The sequence below is a fragment of the Arthrobacter sp. zg-Y1219 genome (assembly GCF_030125545.1).
GTDB lineage: Bacteria > Actinomycetota > Actinomycetes > Actinomycetales > Micrococcaceae > Arthrobacter_B.
The window spans coordinates 191,219-216,098 of sequence record NZ_JASKLY010000013.1 but is presented as its reverse complement, the minus strand read 5'-3'; the positions used below and the strand labels follow the sequence as shown (position 1 = coordinate 216,098).

Genomic DNA, 24,880 nt, shown 5'->3' with positions numbered 1-24,880 from the left:
GTTCCCTTTCAAAGACGGGTATGTGGGTCCGGTGACACCGTCTCTGAGCGAGACCTAGGGTTTCGAGCAGCTCGAGCAATCAGCCTCCGGTCCAGTCTCTTGGTTCTCGGGGTTTCCATGCTGCTATCGCCGTCGTTCCGTGCCCAAAAGGGCGGCTCCCTCGCTGCCGCCGCCATGGCCGCAGCCCTGGTCCTGGGTGTGGCCACCCCCGTCCAGGCCACCCCAGGAATCACGGTGAGTATATAGGCGGATAGGAGTTCCAATGAGCACAAAATGGCCTTACCTGCTCTTGACCCTGATGACTTTGATTCTTCTGGCAGCTGGCATCTTTATCGGATGGAATCATTGGATAACCGTAGTGATAGTCGCGGTTCCCGTCGGCTTCATGATCTCCACGTACAGATCATCAAACCGCCAGCAAATCGCTCGGACCAATAACTCTGAAATTAGCTCCACGGGAGCAGTATCAGAGGGGCAAGTCCGGCTCGATACTCCGATTGGCTCTGTGCCAGCGGTTGTAGAGAGTGCCGTAGCTGGAATGCGCCGGTTCAAACTACGGAGCCTCTCCGCGGACGGAGCGGAAATCAGGGTATCAATAACCTTCAAGACTTGGGGTGAAACCATCACCCTAAAGTTCGAAGATGCAGGTTCCAACATGTCCCGCATAACTGCCACCTGTCGTCCCTTAATGAAATCAACGGCGGTTGACTACGGTCAGGGCAGGCAAGACATTCGTGAACTCTTCCAGGCATGTCAAGACCAGCGGGGATTAAGCAACACATCAAGGAGCAATCCATAGGAGGTAGTTGCACAGCCGCCTCGGCGGCGCTCACCGGCCTCAGTGGGCGCCACTTGCTTTGGGAGAGAATTCCGACATTCATGTCCGGCAGTTCCGAATAGGCTTTGGTTCCATGAGACTCGAAACTAGGGGAAAACGCATCCTGGAGATGAGGACGCGGCGTGGCCGGGTACTGGTGTTCGTTGTTCTGCCCCTGGTACTGGGGCTGCTCACGGCGGTCACCGGCTCCCTTCAACCTATTTTCACGTTGACCATGTTGTTTCTCATGGCACCCTTCCTTCTCCAGCACAGCGGCAGGAGGTTTGATCCGCGAACCGTTGTGCCAGCAACGGGTACCACCCGGCAGGACCGGGTGGCGGGATGGTGGAACCGACGCCGCAGGTTCGGGTTCTACGCATCGCTTTCCGTGCTGTTGATGTGGGCTCTCGCCTTCACCCGATCAGCACTAACCGACACCTGGGGCGGTGGTGACCTTCTGCTGGCCATCGCGCTGGTCATCCCACTCGTGGTGATCTTCCGCCGGCCGCCCCGGACTCTCTCCAGTACCGCGGAAGCGAGATGACTGGAAGCATCCACGCAATCTCCCGTCCCAACCACGGCCAGGAGGCCGAGGACGGCAATTTCCAATTGATGTTGTCAACCGGATCGGTTGAAACGGCCTGGCTCAATGGCCGCGCCAGCAGGTCATCGAGCCGGCTCACGCTTATATTCATTTGGGTGAACCCCTCACCGCCGCATTTAGCGAAAGAAGAGTCCTCTTTGGAAATCATTTACGAATCAAAGGAGACCTTCACTCTTCTTGAACCGGTTCCAGCGGCAATGACCGCCCTCGAGTCAAACTTGAGGAATGCGGGCTACCGACCGCAATCGCGAGGCGGCTCGGTAACAGTAGCTACGGGTTCCGATTTGCTGACCAGACTTTGGGGGATGCTCCTGCCGTGGGGCCGCAAGAGCGTTCCGGTCGGCATGACTGTTTCCTTCACGTCCGGACCCATGGGCACGGTTGCGTCAGTGCACGCTTATGACAGGCTTGGCTGGTACGTCGACGCTAAAACCAACTCAGTCCTCAAAGAAGAAGTAATGCAGAGAATCGATGCCCTGATAGAAGTGGCTCGAAGATCATTGCAGCGATAAGCCATCTACCGGTTGCTCAGGCGGCCAGCAGGCACCGGTGGGCCGGCACAGGCGGTGAGGGTGTGTAGGGCATTTCGTCGCGGAGCATGGCCCAGAGGACGTTGAAGCGGCGTCGTGCAAGACAGATGACGGCTGGGGTATGGGATTTACCTTCGGTGCGTTTGCGGTCATACCTCCTCGACCACACATAAGGACAGCAAAAGACGTCGTAGACACATCGGCCCGGAGTGTCCGGAACTCTGCGACAGCGCGCCCCGGGCCAAAAAGCTGGCCGCGTCACTGTTGCGAGCAGTTCGGCGCCGCAACCGCTGCGCTTGGGCAATCCGTCATTACGGCGTGAGAGCATGCCATGATGCCATGACGCACGCGTACAAACCGAACAGTTCAACAACAAAAGGAGTGACGATGATCGACAATCAGTTGAAAGGCCGGGTGGCATTAGTGACAGGCGCCGGGGACGGGCTCGGGCAAGGAATTGCCCGCCGCTTTGCGCAAGCCGGGGCGGCTGTTCTCATCGCAGAGTTTGACGATGTTAAAGGTCAAGCCGCGGCTGATTCCATTGTCGCCAACGGCGGCCAGGCGGCCTTCGTGCATTGCGACATCACGGAGAAATCACAGATGGATGCCGCAGTCCAAACTGCGGTTGATGAATTTGGATCCATCGACATCCTCGTCAACAACGCTTACCGCAGCTGGGGCATCCACCGGGTGGAAAACAAAACCGACGAAGAGTACGAAGCGAACTTCGCCATGAACGTGCTCGGACCGAACTGGGCCATGAAAAAGGCCTTTCCCGTCATGAAAGCGCAGCAATGGGGACGCATTATCAACATCAGCTCCCTCAACGGGGTCAACGCCCACATGGGCACCGCGGCATACAACGCCAGCAAAGAAGCACTTCGCGCCCTCACCCGCACAGCCGCTCGAGAGTGGGCACAATACGGCATCACCGCGAACATCATGTGCCCCGCGGTGGCCTCAGCGGCCTACCGCAACTTCGCCACGCTCCAACCCGATGCGGCAGCGGCTACTGATGCCGCGATACCCATGGGCCGCATGGGAGACGCAGAAGCCGACCTCGGAGGCGTGGCAGTGTTCCTTGCCAGCGAAGATTCAAGATACCTCACTGGAAATACCCTCTTCGTAGACGGCGGCAGCCACATCAACGGTTCTCCATGGGCTCCCCACCTTCCGGAGAGCTAACCCGCTATTGGGCCGGTGCCGCGGGCCCGGGGTGTCCGGAGCTCTGCGACGGCGAATCCCGGGCCAAAGTGACGACTGCGCAGGGAACGCCCGTCTCCCGGTTGGAGATCCGGCGGAAGCCCAGGAAATCCCCGACAGGCGAGCTGGGCGGGTTTCCCGAGAAGCGTTAGACGTCGTTTCGTGTGATCTGTTGATCCTGAGCAGCGCCTGTGCCACCGTCGTCGCGCACGTTGTTCCCGGACAACTGCTGGTGCTGACCCCCACGACGCAGGTGGGCAGCACCTGGGACCTGCTGGCGCAACTGTTGGAGAGCCGCCGGCGCCCGGGTTTCGAGATCGACTTGGCGTTCCGCCCGGTGCGCTCAACCCCGGAGTGGATGACTTCAGCCAGGAGAAGGTTCCCCGCGCGGCAGTCGGCGACACCGCCGCCTGCGGCCTCCGGGCAGAGCGGCGTTGGCCGCAGCCGTTACGGCCCGATTCAAAATGCGGGACTGTCGGCCTACGACGTCGACAGCTATGTTTTCAGCTGACGCAGGCCTTCTGTATGAAATTCGCGTCCCGCAGCCGACTGCCGCCGCCTGAACTCTTTCGGAACGCCCGGTGACGGTTTTACAGTGAGGCATGGCTGGGACGGAACCCATCTCCCGGGACCGCTTTTCTCAGACGGTAGTCAGCGGAGGGCAAAAATTGAGGAGTCGGCAGCCCGGAGCTGCTCACGTTGCGCCTGCTACGCGGTGACAACCTGTATCAGTGCCGCAGATTCCCGCTAGCCCCCGTCTGCTACCAAGGATGTGAAAACAATGACTGAAACACCAACCACCAATGATGCCGACCGAGAGCTGAAAAGCAAGCTCCGGAAGACGTGGGCGCAGGGCAACTATGCCGCCGTCGCCACTGAGGTCATCCCCACGCTCGGGGCCGTTGTTGTCCAGGCCTGCGGGGTCACAGGCCGGGACCGGGTACTGGATATAGCTGCCGGCACCGGTAACGCTGCGATTCCGGCGGCGGATGTTGGGGCCAATGTGACTGCATCGGATCTGACACCGGAGCTCCTTGACATCGGCAGGACCATCGCCGAGGCCCGTGGCAGCAACCTTGACTGGGTGGTGGCCGACGCCGAGGCCCTGCCGTTTCCGGATGCATCATTCGATGTCGTACTGTCCTGTGTCGGCGTCATGTTCGCCCCGCATCATCAGCAGGCGGCCGATGAGCTGGTGCGGGTCTGCCGTTCGGGCGGGCGGATCGGACTGATCAACTGGACGCCGGAAGGATTCATCGGCCGCATGTTTGCCACCATGAAGCCCTATGCGCCTCCACCCCCGCCGGGCATACAGCCTCCCCCGTTGTGGGGGAAAAAAGAACATGTCGAGACGCTCTTCGCGGGACAGGTCAGCGACCTTCGAGTCGAGCGTCGCGCACTGCGCGTTGACCGATTCCGTTCACCCGAGGAATTCCTTGCCTTCTTCAAGACCAATTACGGGCCCACCATTGCCGTCTATCGATCTTTGGCAGCAGATCCCGGCCGTGCGGCAGAACTCGACTCCGACCTGCTTTCCCTGGTGGGGCAGTTTAGCTCCGATCCGACAAAAACAGTCATGGATTGGGAGTACCTCCTGCTGACCGCCAGGCGCCTCTAAGGCAGCCGCAGAACTGCCATCCGCAACGGCCCGCCAGCGCCCGCAAAACGACCAAGAAGACTGGCGGGGTGGCACTGCGTTTCACGTGAAACACCCACTGCTGGTCAGAGACACCTATGAGCCGCCCACCGATCCAGGTGCCCGCTGACTTGTTTCACGTGAAACGGCCACCCACGGACGGGCAGGCCAGCCAGTTTGTTCTGTTTCACGTGAAACAGACTCGGCTGTACCCCGCGGCCCGGGCTGACGATCACGGGATTTTGTCTTGTGCCCGATACACGGCTGGTCCATCATGAACCGCGCCAGAAGACAGACGTTGCGTCTTCGTACAAAGCCTTTTGCCGCCGGGGAAGGATAATAGGCTTTGAATCGCGGAGCGGCCTTCAAACGCCAAGAATATTGGGCGTGAATGCTCTGCGCAGACAGGTCGTGAACCGCCCAACATTTGACCACACCCCTCTGCTGGGGACGTAAACATTTGCCTATGAAATGCGTGCGGCAAACTGCACCAGCTTGCGAAACTATCAGGTGCACCGCAACGCGATGGTGCTCTCCGCTGCCGTGCTGGATAAGCCGTGTGCCACTCCGGGGCGCGGCACCTCTAACCGAGACACTGCAAATCCAGATGCTCCCCGCCGACCATGACACCGCCGACCCGGACCTACCTACCAGAGGCTCGGTGACCCCATCGTTTCACGTGAAACCCGCCTGTGGCAGAACTTTCCCTGGCCTACCACGGGACACCCCACTGCAGCGCAGAAAGGCAGGGCAACACGTGATTTTCCGCCGGCAGACTCGAGGCCCCATGGTGTCACGAAGGCCAACAGGGAGGGCGCGCCAGCTACCCCACCCAACGCCAGGCGCACCCCATGAGAACCTGATCCCTCGCCGCAGACCCACCCAACGACGCTGATACGAACAATGAAGAGCCCCACCAAGGGCACCCCACAACTAGGCCGCGCAGAAAAATTTTTTAGAATTCGCGAGCCGTGCCGTGATTCAACACCAGGGCACGGATCCGAGGGGCGTTGTTAGCTATCAGGACGGGATGTTTCACGTGAAACCCTGCCAGAAAAGGCTCCGTTTCCCAGCAAACACGGGTACTCATTGCCCGACGAAGTACTTTACCCCTCCTACCGCCGGCCTGTGTGCCCAGTGAATTTCCCCGTGGGCTGCCCTGGATACCTCTTGATGGCCTCAGTCGGCAGGGAGATGCTGCCGGGGGGCACGGGCGCAGTGCCCCCGCTGTCGGACCAGGCGAGCGTTCACCGGCCGACGTGGCGACACCACGGAGGTAATCAGCCGAAACCGAACCAGGCAATGTTCCACGTGAAACAGAAAGCCCGTTGCCCGGTTTAGGTTGCACGGTTTAGCTTTAAGCACCCGTCGATAGTAGTAGCAGGGCGCCGTCGCGGTAACTGCATTAGCCTTCACTCCAGGATGCGAGCGGGATTTCCCCTTCTGGAGATGGATCCACGACTGGAACCCGCAACATAGGGTTTCGTATTTCAGACAATGGGATCTCCGAGTCGGAGTCACACGGTCGGCGGCGGAGTGATCCGTTCAGCGGGCAGTTTCCGCTCGACGACTCAAGCGGGGTGGGGGTGACCCTAACCGGCGTTTCACGTGAAACGCTTCTGGGTCCGGCATGTCCAGGAGTGGTTCGGCTAAATCGCTACAAGTGCGGGGCCGTTTGTAGCGTTCGGCCCCGGATTCACGCGCCCACGGGGGAACAGGTGCGCCCCGGTGCTATGCGGATGACTGGCCTTAACGCCCGCCAATGCCCGTCTGGTACGCCACCTGAGGCTACTGCGTGGTGGGTTGGACGTCGGTCCAACTGCTCTTATGCCGGCACCAAAAAGGCCGTCCGGGCGGTGTTTCACGTGAAACAAAGCCCGAACGGCCGGAACCCAACTGCTCCCAGGACCGGACAACGGTACCCGCGACAGGGGGACACCGCCGGGCTGCCGCCCGGGGAGGGTCAGTTGGAGGGCGGCGCCAGCACTCCCATGATGCGATTCAGGTCATCAACACTGGCAAATTCAATGCTGACCTTTCCCTTGCGGGCACCCAGGGTGATCTTCACGTTGGTATCCAAACGATCCGACAACGACGTCGCCAGGTAATCCAAACGCTCGTGCCGAGCCCCCACCTTGGGCTTGCTTTCCTTGGCCGGACGGCGCAAGCCGTCACTCATAGACACGATTTCCTCCGTCGCTCGGACGGACAACCCCTCAGCGACGATTCGCTGCGCCAGCTTCTCCATCTCGGCGGCATCCGCGAGGCCGAGCAGTGCACGTGAATGTCCTGCCGACAGAATCCCGGCCGCAAGCCTGCGCTGCACCAGCGGAGGCAGTTTCATTAACCGCAAAGTGTTGGACACCTGGGGGCGAGACCTGCCAATGCGGTCCGCCAACTCTTCATGGGAGCAGCCGAAGTCGTCCAGAAGCTGCTGGTATGCAGCCGCCTCTTCCAAGGGATTGAGCTGGCTGCGGTGCAGGTTCTCGAGCAGGGCGTCACGCAGCAGATCAACATCCTGCGTGAACCGGATGATTGCGGGGACAGCCTGGAGTCCGGCTTCGCGGCTTGCCCGCCAGCGCCGCTCACCCATGACAAGCTCGTAGGGGTGGTCGGGGTCGTCCTCCGGGGACGGGCGGACAACAATCGGCTGAAGGACACCGATCTCCCGAATGGAATGCACCAGTTCGGCCATGTCATCTTCATCGAAGACTGACCGGGGCTGTTTCCGGTTCGGGTGGATGGAGTCCACCGGGATCTCGGCGAAGGACGCCCCCGGCACCTCCACGAGCGTTTCACGTGAAACAGCGGCACCGTTGTCGGCTTCTGCTGCCGCGTCAGGGCCGTTTTCGGCGGGTTCCCCCGTGCTGGCCGCACCTGTCGCTGAAGCCGCCCTGGAGGCCGTCTGGCCCCGTTTGGGGCGGGTCTTTGCCGGCTGTGACGGACCAGTGCCGCGGTCAGCGGCGCCGTCCGTGGAAGGCTCTTCGGAACCGACGCCTGATGCCGGTTCCCCAAGCCCCTCATCGAGACCCGGAACTGACATCTGCTGGCTCCGGGGTGAACCCGTGCCTGCCGCTTTCTGTCCGGAACCTCGCAGTGCATCCATGTTGATCCCCGGTCCTCGACGGGCACCTCCGGGAGCCGGACGGGTCGGTGTCACGCTGTCACCGGCGGCCGGGAAAAACACATCAACGGGTCGGCCGGCGCGAGCGGGGGCCGAGGCAGCCACTGAGGCTTCCTCTGATTCTGCGCTGCTGGGAATCAATGCCCCCAGGCCTCGTCCCAAACCACGACGCTTTTCGGTCATGGGTATGTCCTTCCCTTATGCACACAGCAAGCGGCATGGATTGATTGTGACTGTATTCTACGATTCAGGATGTCATTTACTGCGCAGGGCACGGCGGGATGTCTAGCCGCGCTGGGCAATCTCCGAGGCAGCTTCCAGATAGGACAGGGCGCCAGTGGAGGACGGATCATAGGTCATGACCGTCTGCTGATAGCTCGGAGCTTCCGAAATTCGCACGGACCGCGGCACAACGGCTCCAAGCACCTGGTCGGGGAAGTGCTCCCTGACTTCGGCGGCAACCTGAGCCGCCAGATTCGTCCGGCCGTCGTACATGGTGAGGAGAATCGTCGAAACAACCAGGTCGGCGTTGAGATGCTTTTGGATCATCTCAATGTTCTTCAACAGCTGGCTCAGGCCCTCCAACGCATAGTATTCGCACTGGATCGGAATTAGGACTTCCCGGGCAGCAACAAAGGCGTTGACGGTCAGCAGCCCCAGGCTCGGCGGGCAGTCGATAAAGATGTAGTCGAGACGTTCCTCGCCGGTGCGTTCCCGTTCCAGAGCGTAAACATCAATGGCCCGGCGCAGCCGCTGTTCCCGGGCGACCAGGGATACCAGCTCGATTTCCGCTCCCGCCAAATGAATGGTCGCGGGCGCGCAAATAAGGTTGTCAATGTCCGGGCACGGAGCCACGACGTTAGCCAGCGGCAGGTCGTCAATGAGGACATCGTAAATGCTCTCGACTTCGGCACGGTGGTCGATGCCCAGGGCCGTGGAGGCGTTGCCCTGAGGGTCAATGTCGATGACCAGCACGTTCAGCCCGGCACTGGCGAGAGCAGCGGCCAGATTGACGGTCGTGGTCGTTTTGCCGACGCCGCCTTTCTGGTTGCTGACTGTCATGATCCGGGTCTCGACGGGGCGCGGGAGAACCCGGCCGCGGAGCTTTTCCCGACGGCGGCTCTCATGTGCGAGTTCCCTGGCCAGCGGGGTGCTTTCGTCCATTAGGTCCATAACGTCCACCGACGTCGACGGTACGACCGCCTCGTCAGCTACACCACCTTCGATAGCCTCGGGGGCCGCTGCAGATTCAGCCGCGGTTTGCAGGGTGACAACGCTGTGCGCTGTTTCACGTGAAACAAGGTCCATGGAAGCGGCAGGGTCAGCGGCAGCCGGTGCGGGAGAAACCGGCGCCTCCACGGGGTCGGGGGCAACGGCAGCCGAGGCTGCGAGCTCAACCGGCTGCTCCGCTGACTGCGGAGCCGGCTCACGCTCAACGGCGGGCGGCTCCTGATTGTTCACAAACGTTTGGGGTTGAATTCTAGAGAACTGTGCGGAGAGGGCAGAACCCAACGCTGCAAAGGGTGGAATCCGTTTTGCGGCGGAATCACGGCGCGCACTCACCTGGACAGGCTCACTTTCCAAACATAGGCATTAGTTCATCCAGCCTATCCGCTGCCCGGCAAATATCCCGGACCGCGGCCGGTGTGTGCACAAGATCATGCGGCCCCGCTACCCCACGCGGATGCGGACAACCGTCGTGTGTTCCTCGAGGAGGTCTTCTCCGGCGGTCAGAATTGAAGTCTCGCGGCCTCCGAGCTTGCGGATGACCTTCGATGCCTTCTGAATCTCCTCTTCAGCGCTGCGCCCCTTGATCGCCAGCACCACTCCCTTGCCCTTCAGGAGGGGGATCGTCAGGCCGGCCAGGGACCCCAGGGCGGAAACGGCGCGGGCCGTCACGACATCCGCTTCGACCTCGTCGGTCACCTGCTCCGCTCGGCCCCGAATAACCGTGACGTTCTCCAGGCCAAGATCCGCCACGACCTCGTTCAGCCAGATCACGCGGCGTTCCAAGGGTTCAATCAAGGTCAGTTGCAGATCAGGACGGGCGATGGCCAGGCAGAGGCCCGGCAACCCGGCGCCGCTTCCGACGTCGGCCACTCGGGCGTTTTCATCGATCAGGTCAGCAACCACGGCACAGTTCAGCACATGCCGGCTCCACAACCGGGGCACCTCGCGGGGCCCCAGCAACCCGCGTTCCATGCCCGATGTCGCCAGATGCTCGACATAGCGCTCAGCCAGTTCCAGCCGGGTGCCAAAGATTTTTTCCGCCGCCGTGCGCTCTGCGGGCGTTGTTTCAACCACGTGGTAATTCCTTGTCTGCGGTGCAGTTTTCCAGCGATAAAGCCGCCCTAGGAGGCGGGCAGTGACACCACAATGTGGCGTTCTTCCCCTTCGCCCTCGGACTCGCTGACGAGTCCAAGTTCAGCGACGGCGTCATGCACGATCTTGCGTTCGTACGCGCTCATGGGACGCAGGGCAACGTCCTGGCCGCCCTCCTTGGCCTCGCTGACCGCCTGCTCGGCGATGACCTGGAGTTCGGCGCTGCGTTCCTTGCGGTAGCCGGTAATGTCCAGGACGAGCCTGGAGCGGCTGTCCGTGGCGGTGAGGACCGAGAGGCGGGTCAGCTCCTGCAGGGCCTCCAGCACCGCTCCGTCCTCTCCCACGAGGGCGCGCAGGCCGGTGACGTCGCCGTCTTCGGCCACCACTGAGATGTATGTGCGGCCGTGGCGGACCTCAATGTCGATGTCGCCGTCAATGTCGGCAATGTCGAGGAGTTCCTCGAGATAGTCGGCCGCTACGTCGCCCTCTTCTTCGAGGCGCCCGGGGCCGGCGGCTTCAACCGGTTCGCCCGCAGCAGCAGCCACGGTTCCGTCTTCGACTGCCTCGGGTTCGTCGGCTGAAGACTCCGCCACGGGCTCGGTGGTCATCGCTTCTTCCTGTTCTTCCGCTGGGGCTGCTGGCGCTGGGTCCTGGTTGTCACGGGAGCAGGTTCAGCGGCGCCGCCCTTTGCCTCACCGAGCAGCGGGGCCATCGGCAGGCCCTTCTTGGCGCGGCGCTCGGCCAGGGCCTTGGCTGCGGGGGAGCCGGGGGTGGGCATCCGGCGGATCACGAAGAACTGCTGGCCCATGGTCCACAGGTTGGTGGTGGTCCAGTAGATGAGGACACCGATGGGGAAGTTGATGCCGCCGATACCGAAGACCAGGGGCAGGATGTACAGCATCATCTTCTGCTGGCGCATGAAGGGGCTGGCGAGGGCTTCCTCGGACATGTTCTTCGACATGATCTGCTTCTGCGTGATGAACTGCGAAGCGGTCATGGCCAGGATCATGACGATGGAGAGAACGACGACGGCGATCTGGCCGTCACCGCCTCCGCCGTGCAGCAGCGACGAGGACAACGGAGCGCCCAGAATGGTGGCCGCATCAAACTGCTGGATGGCTTCCGCGGACAGTGCGCCGATATGGACGCCGTCGTCGCTGGCCTTCGAAACGCCGTTCAGCACCTGGAACAGCGCAAAGAAGAACGGCATCTGGATCAGCATCGGCAGGCAGGCCGCAAACGGGTTGGTGCCGTGCTTCTTGTAGAGCGCCATCTGCTCCTGCGTCATTGCCTGACGGGAGAGCTGATCGGTCTTGCCCTTGTACTTCTGCTGGAGTTTCTTCAGATCCGGCTGCAGCGACTGCATGCCGCGCTGGGCCTTGATCTGCTTCACGAAGACCGGAATCAGTGCGGCCCGGATCACGATCACGAGGCCGATGATGGACAGGGTCCACGTCCAGCCGGATGCCTCATCCATCCCGAGGAAAACAAAGCCCTCGTGGAAGATCCACATGATCCAGGACACTACCCACTTAAAGGGGAACAGTATCGTATCGAAGAAACCCATTTACTCTCCTAAGCCGCTTCGCGGCTGTCTTCGTCGGCTGGAATCACGGGATGATTCAGCACAATAATCCTCGGAACCTTTTCCTGGTCCCAAATCCTGTGTCCAGGCGGGACATGGTCCACACCGCCGTCGTTCCACGGGTGGCAGCGGACAAGCCGCCGCGCGGCCAGCCACGTGCCGCGAACGGCACCGTGGACAGTCACGGCTTCAAGAGCATATGCGGAACAGGAGGGGAAAAACCTGCAGACCGGTCCGTATAGAGGCGAAATGGTTTTGCGGTAGGCCATTAAAAGGCCCATCAGAACGTAGCGCGGGAGATTCCACACGCCGCGGGCAATCGACTGGACAGCCCTTACCGGATCAGTTCCGGAACGGCTCATCAGCGGATCACCCCTTCTGGCATAGCGAGCGGGCGCGGTCGAGTTTCCCGGCGCACGTACGCAGCGCGCCCAGATAGTCTGTGCGAAGCTCCTGCCAAGACGCCGTTGCCGCCGGCGGCAACGCACGGACGACAATATCGAACCCGGTGGGGTACTCACGCAGACTCTGGGCAGCTGCTTCCCTCAGTCTTCTCTTAACGAGGTTCCGTGTCACGGCGTTCCCGACGCTTTTCGCGACGATGAAGCCTACGCGGGTAGGGCTTGCCCCTGTGTCCACCGCATATAACACGACGTTCCGGCGCCCACTGCGGGCACCGGAACGTACAGTAAAAGAAAAATCCGCCGATGTCCGCACCCGATTCCCTACGGCCAGCATTCAGACCACCTGGAATCGGAGACGGGGCTGCGTTTGGGCAGCATCGACAAACTTGAGGCTATTTAGGCCGACAGTTCGGTACGGCCCTTGGCGCGGCGTGCGGAAAGGATTCCACGGCCGGCACGGGTACGCATGCGAAGGCGGAAGCCGTGCTTCTTGGCACGACGGCGGTTATTCGGCTGAAAAGTCCGCTTGCTCACGGTAGTTACTCCAAGACAATCTGAGTTGCGCTGGCTTGCTACGACAAGGGGGAAGAACAAGCGGCGCTTATTTCATGTGTCTGACTGCTCTCAACCCGGACCTGGACCCTGATTCCCAGAACCCTGATGGGCATGAATGAGTGCAGATAGCAGACACAAAGGACTACTCCACGGTAGGGGCATGACCGCCGCCAGTCAAACCGGGGAGCGCCTCAACGGCCGGCTGCCCTGTTCATACAATTTCATCCACACCTGTGGACAACTGCTTTGATGAAGCCCGAACACACACTGGTGTGAGCCCCGTCCCAGCGTCTGTCCACAGCCGGAATCCAGCTACCACGGGGGTAAATCATCCTCTAGGCTTGGCCACGGGCGTTTTATCCACCAACTGTGTATAAGTCTGTGGATGAACCGCCGGAAACCCGCTCGGGCTTCCATGTTTTCTGAGACCGCTGAGGGCGATCACGAGAGGTTTTTGTGGGCACGGACGAAATCAACGACGTCGGCAGTTCCTGGCGCAAGGTCATTCGGACACTGGAAACCGATGACCGGGTCTCTCCGCGGCAGCGCGGATTCGTGGTCCTGGCCCAGGCCCAGGGCCTGATCGGAACAACTCTGCTGGTGGCCGTTCCGAACGAGCTCACCCGCGAAGTCCTGCAGACGCAGCTCAAGCACATTCTGGACGAGGTGCTCCGCGGAGTCTTCCAGGCCGACATCCAGTGTGCCTTTGTCATTGACGCTGACATGATCCCGGCGGTGAAGGCCGATCCCGAGCCCGAACCCGAGCAGCCGGCTCCCAGCCCGGTTCCCAGCGGAGAGAGCGCGCCGTCGCCGACGCCGCCGAGCACCTCCCAGGAGTTCGGCCGGCTGAATCCCAAGTATGTTTTCGAAACCTTCGTGATCGGTTCTTCCAACCGGTTCGCCCACGCCGCAGCCGTCGCAGTAGCCGAAGCACCGGCCAAGGCCTACAACCCGCTGTTCATCTACGGCGACTCGGGCCTGGGGAAGACCCACCTGCTGCACGCCATCGGACACTACGCACGGCATCTCTACACCGGCATCCGGGTGCGCTACGTGAATTCCGAGGAGTTCACCAACGACTTCATCAACTCCATCCGCTATGACGAGGGCGCCAGCTTCAAGCAGCTCTACCGGAACGTGGACATTCTGCTGATCGATGACATCCAGTTCCTGGCCAACAAGGACGCCACGCAGGAAGAGTTTTTCCACACCTTCAACGCCCTGCACAACCACAACAAGCAGGTCGTCATCACCTCGGACCTCCCGCCGAAGCAGCTCTCCGGCTTCGAGGAGCGCATGCGCTCACGCTTTGAATGGGGCCTGTTGACCGATGTGCAGCCGCCGGAGCTGGAAACCCGGATTGCGATCCTGCGCAAAAAGGCCATCGGCGACAGCCTCAGCGCTCCGGACGACGTCCTGGAGTACATCGCATCCAAAATTTCCACCAACATCCGGGAACTTGAGGGTGCGCTGATCCGCGTGACCGCGTTCGCCAGCCTGAACCGGCAGCAGGTGGACGTCGGCCTGGCCGAAATCGTGCTCAAGGACCTGATCACCGACGACGGCGCACAGGAGATCACCGCCGCATCGATCCTCGGGCAGACGGCAGCGTACTTCCAGATCAGCCTCGAGGAACTTTGCTCGAAATCACGAACCCGCACATTGGTCACGGCCCGGCAGATCGCCATGTACCTCTGCCGGGAACTGACCGACATGTCGCTGCCCAAGATCGGCCAGGAGCTGGGCGGCCGGGACCACACCACAGTCATCCACGCAGACCGTAAAATCCGGGAGCTCATGGCCGAGCGCCGGGCCATCTACAACCAGGTCACGGAACTTACCAACCGAATCAAGCAGCAGCAGCGCGAGGCATAATCCGCGCGCTGGCGGGGATCCGGGGCCCCGCAGGGGCTCAAAATTAACAGATGTGGACAAGGGTGTGGATAACCCGGTGGATAACTCCTCGCAAGCAGCACTTCCCTGTGGATACGCGGAATTACAGAAAAGTTCCCCACAGCCCGGCGAGATCCCCGCAGCGGGGACCCACAGGTTATCCACAGGCTTAAAACGCCATGACGCCCCGATGGGCCGGGTTATCCACAGTATCCACAGGAGTTATTAACACTACGAACCTTAAGAAATTCGGTTCCTCCAAATAACATCTGACCTTTCCGGACCACCCTCGCATCCTGCACGGGACGAACATCTGATGTCTTCCATGAGGAGCCGGTGGCGGATCAGCGGAGACTTGGACGCCGTGCATCAACAGCGGGTCGGAAGCTAAGCTGGCACGGAGTATTGTTGTCATTCGCGGCCCATCCTGAGATGGTGTCTCGAAATGCGGCGCAGCTGCGGCGCCGCAGGGCACGCGACGCTCCCTCACTTGTCATGAAGATTCAGTTGTACTGAAAAGTACGTTGTGAAAGGCGGCACCCTGCAGTGAAGTTCAGAGTTGAGCGGGATGTCCTGGCCGAAGCGGTTACATGGACAGCGCGTTCCCTCTCGCCGCGTCCCCCGGTTCCGGTTCTGTCGGGCCTGCTGATTCGGGCGGAGAGCGGATCACTGAGCATTGCCAGCTTCGACTACGAGATCTCGGCCCGGCTTCAAATCGCCGCCGACATCGCCGAAGAAGGCACCATCTTGGTTTCCGGCCGGCTCCTGGCCGAAATCTGCCGCAGCCTTCCGTCTGCTCCCGTCGAAGTTGAAACGGACGGATCGAAGGTCACGCTGACCTGCCGCAACAGCCGCTTCAACCTGGCGACCATGCCCGTTGCCGAGTATCCGGAGCTGCCGGCGCTTCCGGAGGTCAGCGGCGTCGTCGACGGCGAAGCCTTCGCGCAGGCCGTGTCCCAGGTGATCATCGCCGCCAGCCGCGACGACACCTTGCCGATCCTGACCGGGGTGCGGATGGAGATCGAAGATGATCTCATCACCTTCCTAGCCACCGACCGGTACCGGCTTGCCCTGCGCGAACTATCCTGGAAGCCGGCCACCCCCGGCATCTCCACCAGCGCACTGGTCAAGGCCAAGACCCTCAACGAAGTTGCCAAGACCCTCGGCGGCGGCGGAGACCTGAACATCGCGTTCTCGGATGACAGCGAACTCATCGGGTTTGAAAGCGGCGGACGCCGCACCACCTCGCTGCTGGTGGACGGCGACTACCCGAAAATCCGGTCGCTGTTCCCGGACAACACCCCGATCCACGCCACCGTGGAAACCAGCGCCCTGGTGGAAGCCGTGCGCCGCGTGTCGCTGGTTGCCGAGCGGAACACCCCCGTGCGGCTCGCCTTCACCGACGGCCAGGTCACGCTGGACGCCGGCACGGGAGAAGATGCCCAGGCCTCCGAGGCGCTGGAAGCATCCCTGATTGGCGACGACATCACAGTCGCCTTCAACCCGCATTACCTCAGCGAGGGCCTGGGCGCCTTCCCGAGCAAGTACGTGCGCTTTTCGTTCACCACGCCGCCGAAGCCGGCCGTGATTTCCGCTCAGGAAGAACTCACCGGCGATGACCAGGAAGACTACCGGTACCTGCTGATGCCGGTCCGGCTGCCCAACCAATAGGGCGGGGCCCGCTCCGGCCGCGGACGCAAGGAAGAGGAACCCGAAATGCACATTGGCCTCATCGGACTCGGCAAAATGGGTTTCCACATGCGTGAGCGGCTGCGCCGCAACGGTATCGACGTCACCGGTTTCGACCGGAATCCGGTGGTCAGCGACGTGATGTCGCTGACCGAACTGGTGGCTGAGCTGCCCTCGCCGCGGGTGGTGTGGGTGATGCTTCCGGCCGGAGAAGTCACCGATGCCGTGATCGCTGATCTGGCCGAGGTCCTGGCCGGCGGAGACCTGGTCATCGAGGGCGGCAACTCCCGGTACGACGCCGATCTCGCCAACGCGCAGAAGCTGGCCGCCGCCGGCATCCGGTATGTGGACTGCGGTGTCTCCGGAGGCGTTTGGGGCCAGGAAAACGGCTACGCCCTGATGGTCGGCGGCAACGCGGAAGATGTTGCCCTGGCGATGCCCGTCTTCGACGCCCTGCGACCAGAGGGCCGCCGGGAGCGGAGCTTCGTGCATGCGGGCAGCGTGGGTGCGGGGCACTACGCCAAGATGATTCACAACGGCATCGAGTACGGTCTCATGCAGGCCTACGCCGAGGGATACGAGCTGCTGGCCGGCAAGGACATCATCACGGATGCGCCCGCCGTCATGCACGCCTGGCAGGACGGCACCGTGATCCGCTCCTGGCTGCTTGACCTGGCGCTCAATGCCCTGGATGAAGATCCCGAGCTGAGCCGGATTGCCGGTTACGCGGAGGATTCCGGGGCCGGCAGATGGGCGGTCGAGGAGGCTGTTGCCAGCGGCATCCCGGCGCCGGCCCTTACCGCAGCCCTGTACGCCAGGTTCGCGTCCCGGCAGGACGAATCTCCGGCCATGAAGATGGTGGCGGCACTGCGGAACCAGTTCGGGGGACACCCGGCGAAGCCCGCCGGTGCACCGGCGGAGGCACTGCAGCAGCCCCCGCAACCGCTCCCGGACCTGCCGCCGGCCGCCGTCGACGGCACCGGCAGCCCGGAGTAGTCCGGCGGCAGTAGGCTGGAAGACAGGAACCTGCCGGACGGCTTTCGGCGAAACAGCAGGAACGCAGGACAGCAGGAACAGAAAAACGGCCAAGCGGAAGGCAGGACAAAGGTGGACGGGTTTGTACATTGATTACCTCTCACTGACCGGCTTCCGCAGCTACGCGCAGCTGGATCTGGAGCTCAAACCCGGAGTCACCGTTTTCGTCGGGCCCAACGGGACCGGCAAAACCAACATTGTCGAAGCGATCGGCTACCTGGCGTCCCTGTCCTCGCACCGGGTCAGCACCGATGCCCCGCTGGTCGCCTTCGATGCTGACCAGGCGCTGGTGCGGGCCAGGCTGGTGAAGGGCACCCGGCGCACCAGCGTGGAGCTGGAACTCAATCCCGGCCGGACGAACCGCGCCCGGATCAACCGCGCCAACCCGGTGCGCGCGCGGGAGATCCTGGGGCTGTGCCGGACGGTCCTGTTTGCTCCGGAAGACCTCACCCTGGTCAAGGGCGACCCGTCCAGCCGGCGCAAGTTCATCGACGACCTGATCGTCTCGCTGGTGCCGCACCATGCTGCCACCCGCAGCGACTATGAGCGCGTGCTCAAACAGCGCAACGCCCTGCTGAAATCGGCCCGCGCAGCGGGCCGCTTCACCGCCTCCCACGAAGCGACCCTGGAAGTCTGGGACCAACACATGGCCGTTGTGGGCGCCCGCCTGCTCGCGGCCCGGCTGCAGGCACTGCGCCGGCTGCAGCCGCATCTGCAGAGCGCCTACCGGGACCTGACGGACGGCTCCAAGGCCGCCCGCGCCGTCTACCGCTCAACCCTTCAGGGCGCGGTGAACGACGACGGCGCCGTCGTCGGCGATCCCGACCCGGAGGAGCTGTACGCGCTCACCGAAGCCGAGCTGACCGAGCGTTTCCTGGCGGCCTTCCTGGCCAACCGCCGCCGGGAAATTGAGCGCGGAGTCTCGCTGGTGGGTCCGCACCGGGACGATCTTGAGCTCATTCTGGGTCAGGCACCGGCCAAGGGGTATGCCTCCCACGGTGAGACCTGGTCCTTCGCACTGGCCATGCGGCTGGGAACGTATTACCTGCTCCTCGACGACGACGAGAGCCCGGGAGCCGGACCCATCCTGATCCTGGACGACGTCTTTGCCGAACTCGATGTCCAGCGCCGCAGCCGGCTCGCCGGCATCGTCTCCGGCGCCGAACAGGTGCTCGTCACCGCCGCCGTGGCGGGAGACATTCCCGAAGCCCTGGCCGGGGAACTGATCACAGTGGTTCCCGGAGGCATCAGTGTTCCCGCCGTCTGACGGACAAGGCGGCGAGGGAACCACACCGGATCCCGGAGCCGGGCTGCCGCCCGCAGGCGCCACGGGCCGGCCGGAAACCGACGAGGCGGAAATCCGCCAGGACGCGGCCCAGGCCCAGCTGAACCGGATGCGGCAGGCCGCCCAGGCCCGCGGCAACCAGCGGATCCCGGCCGGCCGGCGCAAGGCCGGACACCGCCGGGCCGCGCTGCCGTTCGTGCCGGGTGAATACACCGGCCGGGATCCACAGGGCGTGGGCAAGGTTTTCAACCGGTTCGTCAGCGAACGCGGCTGGAACTCCCCCGTGGCAGTGGGATCGGTGATTTCACGGTGGGAAGAACTGGTCGGAGCCGATGTCAGCGCGCACTGCAAGCCGGAGTCCTTCTCTGACACCACGGTTCAGGTCCGCTGCGATTCCACCGCCTGGGCCACCCAGCTGCGGCTGCTGCGCAGCGCGCTGATCAGCCGGTTCGATGCGGAGCTCGGCCCCGGCGTCGTCACCAAGATCGAAGTGATCGGTCCGGCCGCGCCCAACTGGCGCAAGGGGCTGCGCACCGTCAAGGGACGCGGCCCGCGGGACACCTACGGATAGCACCGGAACCGCAGAACCGGACCCGCCGCGGCGCGGCCGGCACCCCGGCGGCGGGGCTTTCACCCGGAGCCGAAAGTACTCCCTCTCACAGTTGCTCTGTGGCTTTCAGCGGCTCCGAAACCCCTCCGGCCATATCCGGACCCCGAGTCGGGGGCGATATGGGCTCATAGCCAGCTTTGGTGGCCGCTAGCAGGGTGTTTTGGGCCGTAATGGACCCTGCGGCACGGTAGAATTGGAAGTTGAGATGCCTGTCCTGGGGAGAGGCATCAATTTTTGACCAACACACTGAGGAGTCGACAGCACCTGTGGCTAACGACAATGAGATGGACAACGCTGACGTAACAGCAGAGCACACCAGCGAGCCCGAAAAGGCCACTCCGCACGAATACGGTGCCAACGAAATCACCGTGCTGGAGGGCCTCGAGGCCGTTCGGAAACGCCCGGGCATGTACATCGGTTCCACCGGGCCCCGCGGTCTGCACCACCTGGTCTATGAAGTGGTCGACAACTCGGTGGACGAGGCCCTGGCCGGCTATTGCGACCGGATCAACATCACCCTGCAGGCCGACGGCGGCGTGCGGGTCGAGGACAACGGCCGCGGCATCCCGGTGGACATGCATCCGACCGAAAACATGCCGACGGTCCAGGTTGTCATGACCATCCTGCACGCCGGCGGCAAGTTCGGCGGCGGCGGTTATGCCGTTTCCGGCGGTCTGCACGGCGTGGGCATCTCAGTTGTGAACGCTCTCTCCGCGCGGGTGGAGACCGAAATCCGCCGGCAGGGCTTTGTCTGGCACCAGTCCTTCGCCGACGGCGGCCACCCGGTGGGCGGCCTGCGCAAGGGCGAGGCGACCGACGCCACCGGAACGATTCAGACGTTCTATCCGGACGCCAGCATCTTCGAGTCCACTGAATTCGATTTCGAAACCCTCCGCGCCCGCTTCCAGCAGATGGCGTTCCTGAACAAGGGTCTGCGGATCGTGCTCACTGACGAGCGGACGCTTGAGGAAGGCCCCGAGGAAATCACCGCTGCCCCGGGCGAGGACAGCGAAGACACGGGCCCCAAGCACCGCGTGGTCGACTACATGTACAAGGACGGGCTGCTGGACTACGTCAAGCACCTGAACACGTCCAAGCGGTACGAAGCCATCCACGACGACGTCATTGCCTTCGAGACCGAAGACAATGACAAAAAGATGGCCGTGGAAATGGCCCTGCAGTGGACCACCGCCTACTCGGAGAGCGTCCACACCTACGCCAACACGATCAACACGCACGAGGGCGGCACCCACGAAGAGGGCTTCCGCGCCGCAATGACGTCGTTGATCAACCGCTACGCCCGCGAGAAGAACATCATCAAGGAAAAGGATGACAACCTCACCGGCGACGACATCCGCGAGGGCCTGACGGCCGTCATCTCGGTGAAGCTGGCGGAACCGCAGTTTGAGGGCCAGACGAAGACCAAGCTCGGCAACTCCGAGGTCAAGGGCTTCGTGCAGCGGGTCGTCACCGACCAGCTCGGCGACTGGCTGGAGCGCAACCCCGGCCCGGCCCGCGACGTGATCCGCAAGTCGATCCAGGCCTCCCAGGCCCGCCTCGCGGCCCGCAAGGCCCGCGAATCGACCCGCCGCAAGGGCCTGCTGGAATCCGGCGGCATGCCCGGCAAGCTCAAGGACTGCTCCTCCAAGGACCCGTCCAAGTCCGAAATCTACATTGTGGAGGGTGACTCGGCCGGCGGTTCCGCCGTCCGCGGCCGCAACCCCGAGACCCAGGCCATCCTGCCGCTGCGCGGCAAGATCCTGAACGTGGAGCGCGCACGCCTGGACCGGGCCCTGGGCAACGCCGAGGTCCAGTCCATGATCACCGCGTTCGGCGCGGGCATCGGCGAGGACTTCGACGTGGAGAAGGCCCGCTATCACAAGATCGTGCTGATGGCCGATGCCGACGTCGACGGCCAGCACATCACCACGCTGCTGCTGACGCTGCTCTTCCGCTACATGCGCCCGCTGATTGAGAGCGGCTTCGTGTACCTGGCGCAGCCCCCGCTGTACCGGATCAAGTGGTCCAACCACGCCCACGACTACGTCTACAGCGACCGCGAACGCGACGAGGTCGTGTCCCGCGGGCTGGCGAACAACCAGCGCCTGCCCAAGGACAACGGCATCCAGCGCTACAAGGGCCTGGGCGAGATGGACTACACCGAGCTCTGGGACACCACCATGGATCCCGACCACCGCACGCTGCTGCAGGTCACCATGGACGATGCCGCCGCCGTGGACCAAATCTTCTCCGTCCTGATGGGCGAGGACGTGGAATCACGCCGCAACTTCATCCAGCAGAACGCCAAGGATGTGCGCTTCCTGGACATCTAGGACCACGCCACCCCTCCTCAGCGTCAGCGGATTTACAGAGCTTTTGAAGAACGGAACAACCAATGAGTGAAGAGACCCTCTCAGACCGGGTTGAACAGATCGATCTGCAGACTGAAATGCAGCGGTCCTACCTGGACTACGCCATGGCGGTCATCGTGGGGCGTGCCCTCCCGGATGTTCGCGACGGCCTGAAGCCCGTGCACCGCCGTGTCCTGTACGCGATGTTCGACGGCGGCTACCGCCCGGAGCGCTCGTTCAACAAGTGCGCCCGCGTGGTCGGCGAAGTCATGGGCCAGTACCACCCGCACGGCGACTCGGCCATTTACGACGCCCTGGTCCGCCTGATCCAGGACTGGACCATGCGCTATCCGCTGGCCCTGGGGCAGGGAAACTTCGGCTCCCCCGGCAACGACGGCGCCGCGGCACCCCGGTACACCGAAACCAAGATGGCCCCGCTGGCCATGGAAATGGTCCGTGACATCGACGAGGAAACCGTCGACTTCATGGACAACTACGACGGCCGGAACCAGGAGCCGACGATCCTGCCGGCCCGCTTCCCGAACCTCCTGGTCAACGGCTCCTCCGGCATCGCCGTGGGCATGGCCACCAACATTCCGCCGCACAACCTGCGCGAAGTGGCCGACGGCGTCCAGTGGTACCTGGAAAACCCGGAAGCACCCAACGATGTGCTGCTCGAGGAACTGATCCGCCGCATCAAGGGCCCGGACTTCCCCACCGGCGCACAGATCCTGGGCCACAAGGGCATCGAGGATGCCTACCGCACCGGCCGCGGCTCCATCACCATGCGCGCCGTCGTCAGCGTCGAGGAACTCCAGGGCCGCACCTGCCTGGTGGTCACCGAACTCCCCTACCAGGCCAACCCCGACAACCTGGCGATCAAGATCGCCGAGTTGGTCAAGGACGGCAAGGTCACCGGCATCGCCGACATGCGCGATGAAACCTCGGGCCGCACCGGCCAGCGCCTGGTCATCGTGCTCAAGCGCGACGCCGTGCCCAAGGTGGTGCTGAATAACCTCTACAAGCACACCCAGCTGCAGGAAAACTTCGGCGCCAACATGCTCGCGATCGTGGACGGGGTGCCGCGCACCCTGAGCCTGGACGCCTTCATCCGGCACTGGGTCACCCACCAGCTCGAAGTGATCGTTCGGCGCACCCGCTACCGGCTGCGCAAGGCCGAAGAAGTGGCCCACATCCTGCTGGGCCTGCTCAAGGCCCTGGATGCCCTGGACGACGTCATTGCCCTGATCCGCCGCTCCACCACCGTCGAAGAGGCCCGAACCGGCCTGATGGGCCTGCTGGACATCGACGAGCTGCAGGCCCAGGCCATCCTGGACATGCAGCTGCGCCGACTGGCTGCCCTGGAACGGCAGAAGATCCAGGACCAGTACGCGAAGCTGCAGCTCGAAATCGCCGAATACAACTCGATCCTCGCTTCGGAGGCGCGCCAGCGCCAGATCGTCAGCGACGAGCTGCGCGAAATCACCGACAAGTACGGTGACGACCGCCGCACGCACATCCTCATGGGCTACGACGGCGACATGAGCATGGAAGACCTCATTCCCGAAGAGGAAATGGTGGTCACCATTACCCGCGGCGGCTACGTCAAGCGCACGCGCAGCGACAACTACCGGCAGCAGGCCCGCGGCGGCAAGGGCATCAAGGGCGCGCAGCTGCGCGGCGACGACGTCGTCGAGCACTTCTTCGTCACCACCACGCACCACTGGCTGCTGTTCTTCACCAACCTGGGCCGGGTCTACCGCGCCAAGGCCTATGAGCTGGCCGAAGCCGGCCGCGACGCCAAGGGCCAGCACGTGGCGAACCTGCTGGCCTTCCAGCCGGACGAACACATCGCCCAGGTGCTGGACCTGCCCGGCTACGACGCCGCTCCGTACCTGGTGCTTGCCACTAAGCGCGGCCTGGTGAAGAAGACCCGCCTGGAGGACTACGACACCAACCGCTCCGCCGGCGTCATCGCGATCAATCTGCGCGACGGCGACGAGCTGGTCTCCGCCCAGCTGGTCTCGGAAACCGACGACCTGATGCTGGTTTCCCGCAAGGGCCAGTCGCTGCGCTTCACGGCCACCGACGATGCCCTGCGCCCCATGGGACGCGCCACCTCGGGTGTGACCGGCATGAAGTTCCGCGAGGACGATGAACTGCTGGCCGCCGATGTCGTGACCGAAGATTCCTTCGTGTTCATCGTCACCGAGGGCGGCTACGCCAAGCGCACCGCGGTGGAGGAATACCGCGTGCAGGGCCGCGGCGGACTGGGCATCAAGGTGGCCAAGTACGCCGAGGACCGCGGACACCTGGTCGGCGCCATGATCGTGCAGGAGGAAGACGAAGTCCTGGTGGTCATGCAGGGCGGCAAGGTGGTCCGCTCCTCCGTGGCCGGAGTCCCTGCCAAGGGCCGCGACACCATGGGCGTCATCTTTGCCAAGCCCGACAAGAACGACCGCATCATCGCAGTGGCGCGCAACTCCGAACGCGATCTGGGCATTGAAGAAGCCGACGACGACGAGGGCAACCCCGCCGCCCCGGAAGCCGGAACCACGGCGCCCCAGACCGCAGCAGAGTCTGCTGGCACCGAGGCCGATGAAGTACCGTTGGCTACAGACACAACGGCCGCGCAGGATGCGCAGCCAGCAGAAGATGGAGGTAACGAGTGAGCTCGACCAACTCAAATCCGCGGTCGACGTCGGGCACCGGTCCGCGGGTAAAGACACCCGCGCGTCCGGCCCAGCGCCCCGGGGGTGGTCAGAGCGCTCCGGCCAACCGGCAACCGCTCGTCAAGCCTGCACCGAAGGCCAAGGCCCGCAAGGCACGCCTCCTGGTGAGCAAGATCGATCCCTGGTCCGTGCTGAAGATGGCGTTCCTGCTGTCGGTGGCCCTGGGCGTGGTGACAGTGGTCGCGGCCATCGTGCTGTGGACCGTCCTGGACCTGACGGGGATCTTTGACCGGGTCAACACTCTTCTGGGCGACATTGCCGGCACCGAATCCGGCGGTTTTGACCTCCGCGAGTTCGCATCGCTGGGGCAGGTGGTCTCCTTCGCGACCATCATCGCTGTCGTCAACGTGCTGCTGCTGACGGCGCTGTCCATGCTCGCCTCCGTGCTGTACAACATCGCTTCCACCCTCGTGGGCGGCATCGGTGTCACCCTGACGGACGACTAGGCGGAAAAATCCGCCAAAATTCCGATTATTTTGCCCGGCCGGCTCCGCAAAATCGCCGG

The 24,880-nt window shown here is 63.1% G+C and carries 23 protein-coding genes and 1 pseudogene; 15 read left to right on the top strand and 9 right to left on the bottom strand.

The genetic code is table 11. The annotated features are described in order from the left end of the window. Positions 1-117 precede the first annotated feature (117 nt). The 4 genes from QNO00_RS10235 (at position 118) to QNO00_RS10220 (ending at position 1,933) form a co-directional block, all read left to right on the top strand. Positions 118-246 (top strand): hypothetical protein, encoded by a 129-nt coding sequence (locus QNO00_RS10235; RefSeq protein WP_284024440.1) that lies wholly within the window; start codon positions 118-120, stop codon positions 244-246. Positions 247-262: 16 nt separating this feature from the next. Further along, a complete protein-coding gene (locus tag QNO00_RS10230) occupies positions 263-799 on the top strand; it encodes a hypothetical protein (protein ID WP_229966469.1) in 537 nt (178 codons plus the stop codon). Between the two features lie 112 nt (positions 800-911). Then, positions 912-1,361 carry a hypothetical protein gene (locus tag QNO00_RS10225; protein ID WP_284024439.1) on the top strand — a complete coding sequence of 150 codons (450 nt, stop codon included), beginning with the start codon at positions 912-914 and terminating at the stop codon, positions 1,359-1,361. After that, positions 1,358-1,933 carry a hypothetical protein gene (locus QNO00_RS10220; protein WP_284024438.1) on the top strand — a complete coding sequence of 192 codons (576 nt, stop codon included), beginning with the start codon at positions 1,358-1,360 and terminating at the stop codon, positions 1,931-1,933. The genes QNO00_RS10225 and QNO00_RS10220 overlap by 4 nt, the downstream gene beginning before the upstream one ends. Positions 1,934-1,949: 16 nt before the next feature. Here QNO00_RS10220 and QNO00_RS10215 read toward each other — a convergent pair. Then, positions 1,950-2,105 (bottom strand): annotated as a pseudogene (locus tag QNO00_RS10215) (IS110 family transposase); the annotation flags it as partial. A 185-nt stretch (positions 2,106-2,290) separates the two neighbouring features. Between QNO00_RS10215 and QNO00_RS10210 the strand changes: the two are divergent. From QNO00_RS10210 to QNO00_RS10200, 3 genes are all read left to right on the top strand, one after another. Further along, entirely contained in the window at positions 2,291-3,136 is an 846-nt protein-coding gene (locus QNO00_RS10210) for an SDR family NAD(P)-dependent oxidoreductase (RefSeq protein ID WP_284024437.1), read from the top strand. A gap of 190 nt (positions 3,137-3,326) precedes the next feature. Then, positions 3,327-3,665: a hypothetical protein gene (locus QNO00_RS10205; RefSeq protein WP_284024436.1), complete on the top strand. Its 339-nt coding sequence runs from the start codon at positions 3,327-3,329 to the stop codon at positions 3,663-3,665. Between the two features lie 270 nt (positions 3,666-3,935). After that, positions 3,936-4,772, top strand: coding sequence for a class I SAM-dependent methyltransferase (locus QNO00_RS10200; RefSeq protein WP_284024588.1), 837 nt, complete (start codon positions 3,936-3,938; stop codon positions 4,770-4,772). Between the two features lie 1,981 nt (positions 4,773-6,753). Here QNO00_RS10200 and QNO00_RS10195 read toward each other — a convergent pair. The 8 genes from QNO00_RS10195 to rpmH all read right to left on the bottom strand — a co-directional run bounded on the left by QNO00_RS10195 (position 6,754) and on the right by rpmH (position 12,759). Next, positions 6,754-8,097, bottom strand: a complete 1,344-nt coding sequence (locus QNO00_RS10195) for a ParB/RepB/Spo0J family partition protein (RefSeq protein ID WP_284024435.1) — start codon at positions 8,095-8,097, stop codon at positions 6,754-6,756. Positions 8,098-8,199: 102 nt separating this feature from the next. Then, a complete protein-coding gene (locus QNO00_RS10190; RefSeq protein ID WP_284015825.1) occupies positions 8,200-9,375 on the bottom strand; it encodes a ParA family protein in 1,176 nt (391 codons plus the stop codon). Between the two features lie 210 nt (positions 9,376-9,585). After that, positions 9,586-10,218, bottom strand: a complete 633-nt coding sequence (gene rsmG, locus QNO00_RS10185) for a 16S rRNA (guanine(527)-N(7))-methyltransferase RsmG (RefSeq protein WP_284024434.1) — start codon at positions 10,216-10,218, stop codon at positions 9,586-9,588. A gap of 47 nt (positions 10,219-10,265) precedes the next feature. Beyond that, the gene (locus QNO00_RS10180; RefSeq protein ID WP_229966477.1) at positions 10,266-10,844 is read right to left on the bottom strand and encodes a Jag family protein; all 579 of its coding nucleotides are present in this window, start codon (positions 10,842-10,844) and stop codon (positions 10,266-10,268) included. Further along, on the bottom strand, positions 10,841-11,803 hold the full coding sequence (gene yidC, locus QNO00_RS10175) for a membrane protein insertase YidC (RefSeq protein ID WP_229966478.1): 963 nt from the start codon (positions 11,801-11,803) through the stop codon (positions 10,841-10,843). Before yidC ends, QNO00_RS10180 begins: the two co-directional genes overlap by 4 nt. A gap of 8 nt (positions 11,804-11,811) precedes the next feature. Further along, positions 11,812-12,183 (bottom strand): membrane protein insertion efficiency factor YidD, encoded by a 372-nt coding sequence (yidD, locus tag QNO00_RS10170; protein WP_229966479.1) that lies wholly within the window; start codon positions 12,181-12,183, stop codon positions 11,812-11,814. A gap of 7 nt (positions 12,184-12,190) precedes the next feature. Further along, positions 12,191-12,559, bottom strand: coding sequence for a ribonuclease P protein component (gene rnpA, locus QNO00_RS10165; protein WP_229966480.1), 369 nt, complete (start codon positions 12,557-12,559; stop codon positions 12,191-12,193). A gap of 62 nt (positions 12,560-12,621) precedes the next feature. Further along, positions 12,622-12,759 (bottom strand): 50S ribosomal protein L34, encoded by a 138-nt coding sequence (rpmH, locus tag QNO00_RS10160; RefSeq protein ID WP_056010217.1) that lies wholly within the window; start codon positions 12,757-12,759, stop codon positions 12,622-12,624. A 477-nt stretch (positions 12,760-13,236) separates the two neighbouring features. Here rpmH and dnaA point away from each other — a divergent pair, with 477 nt between their 5' ends. From dnaA to QNO00_RS10120, 8 genes are all read left to right on the top strand, one after another. Next, positions 13,237-14,655, top strand: a complete 1,419-nt coding sequence (dnaA, locus tag QNO00_RS10155) for a chromosomal replication initiator protein DnaA (RefSeq protein ID WP_284024433.1) — start codon at positions 13,237-13,239, stop codon at positions 14,653-14,655. A gap of 564 nt (positions 14,656-15,219) precedes the next feature. Then, a complete protein-coding gene (gene dnaN / locus QNO00_RS10150) occupies positions 15,220-16,344 on the top strand; it encodes a DNA polymerase III subunit beta (protein ID WP_229966482.1) in 1,125 nt (374 codons plus the stop codon). A 45-nt stretch (positions 16,345-16,389) separates the two neighbouring features. Beyond that, positions 16,390-17,358 (top strand): phosphogluconate dehydrogenase (NAD(+)-dependent, decarboxylating), encoded by a 969-nt coding sequence (gene gnd / locus QNO00_RS10145; protein WP_284024432.1) that lies wholly within the window; start codon positions 16,390-16,392, stop codon positions 17,356-17,358. A 121-nt stretch (positions 17,359-17,479) separates the two neighbouring features. Beyond that, entirely contained in the window at positions 17,480-18,664 is a 1,185-nt protein-coding gene (recF, locus tag QNO00_RS10140) for a DNA replication/repair protein RecF (protein ID WP_284024431.1), read from the top strand. Then, complete coding sequence (locus tag QNO00_RS10135; RefSeq protein ID WP_442860513.1) at positions 18,648-19,253, top strand: DciA family protein; 606 nt, start codon at positions 18,648-18,650, stop codon at positions 19,251-19,253. The genes recF and QNO00_RS10135 overlap by 17 nt, the downstream gene beginning before the upstream one ends. Positions 19,254-19,558: 305 nt before the next feature. After that, on the top strand, positions 19,559-21,625 hold the full coding sequence (gene gyrB, locus QNO00_RS10130; protein WP_442860514.1) for a DNA topoisomerase (ATP-hydrolyzing) subunit B: 2,067 nt from the start codon (positions 19,559-19,561) through the stop codon (positions 21,623-21,625). A 62-nt stretch (positions 21,626-21,687) separates the two neighbouring features. Then, on the top strand, positions 21,688-24,315 hold the full coding sequence (gyrA, locus tag QNO00_RS10125) for a DNA gyrase subunit A (RefSeq protein WP_229966485.1): 2,628 nt from the start codon (positions 21,688-21,690) through the stop codon (positions 24,313-24,315). After that, positions 24,312-24,821 (top strand): DUF3566 domain-containing protein, encoded by a 510-nt coding sequence (locus tag QNO00_RS10120; protein WP_229966486.1) that lies wholly within the window; start codon positions 24,312-24,314, stop codon positions 24,819-24,821. Before gyrA ends, QNO00_RS10120 begins: the two co-directional genes overlap by 4 nt. Positions 24,822-24,880: the final 59 nt, after the last annotated feature.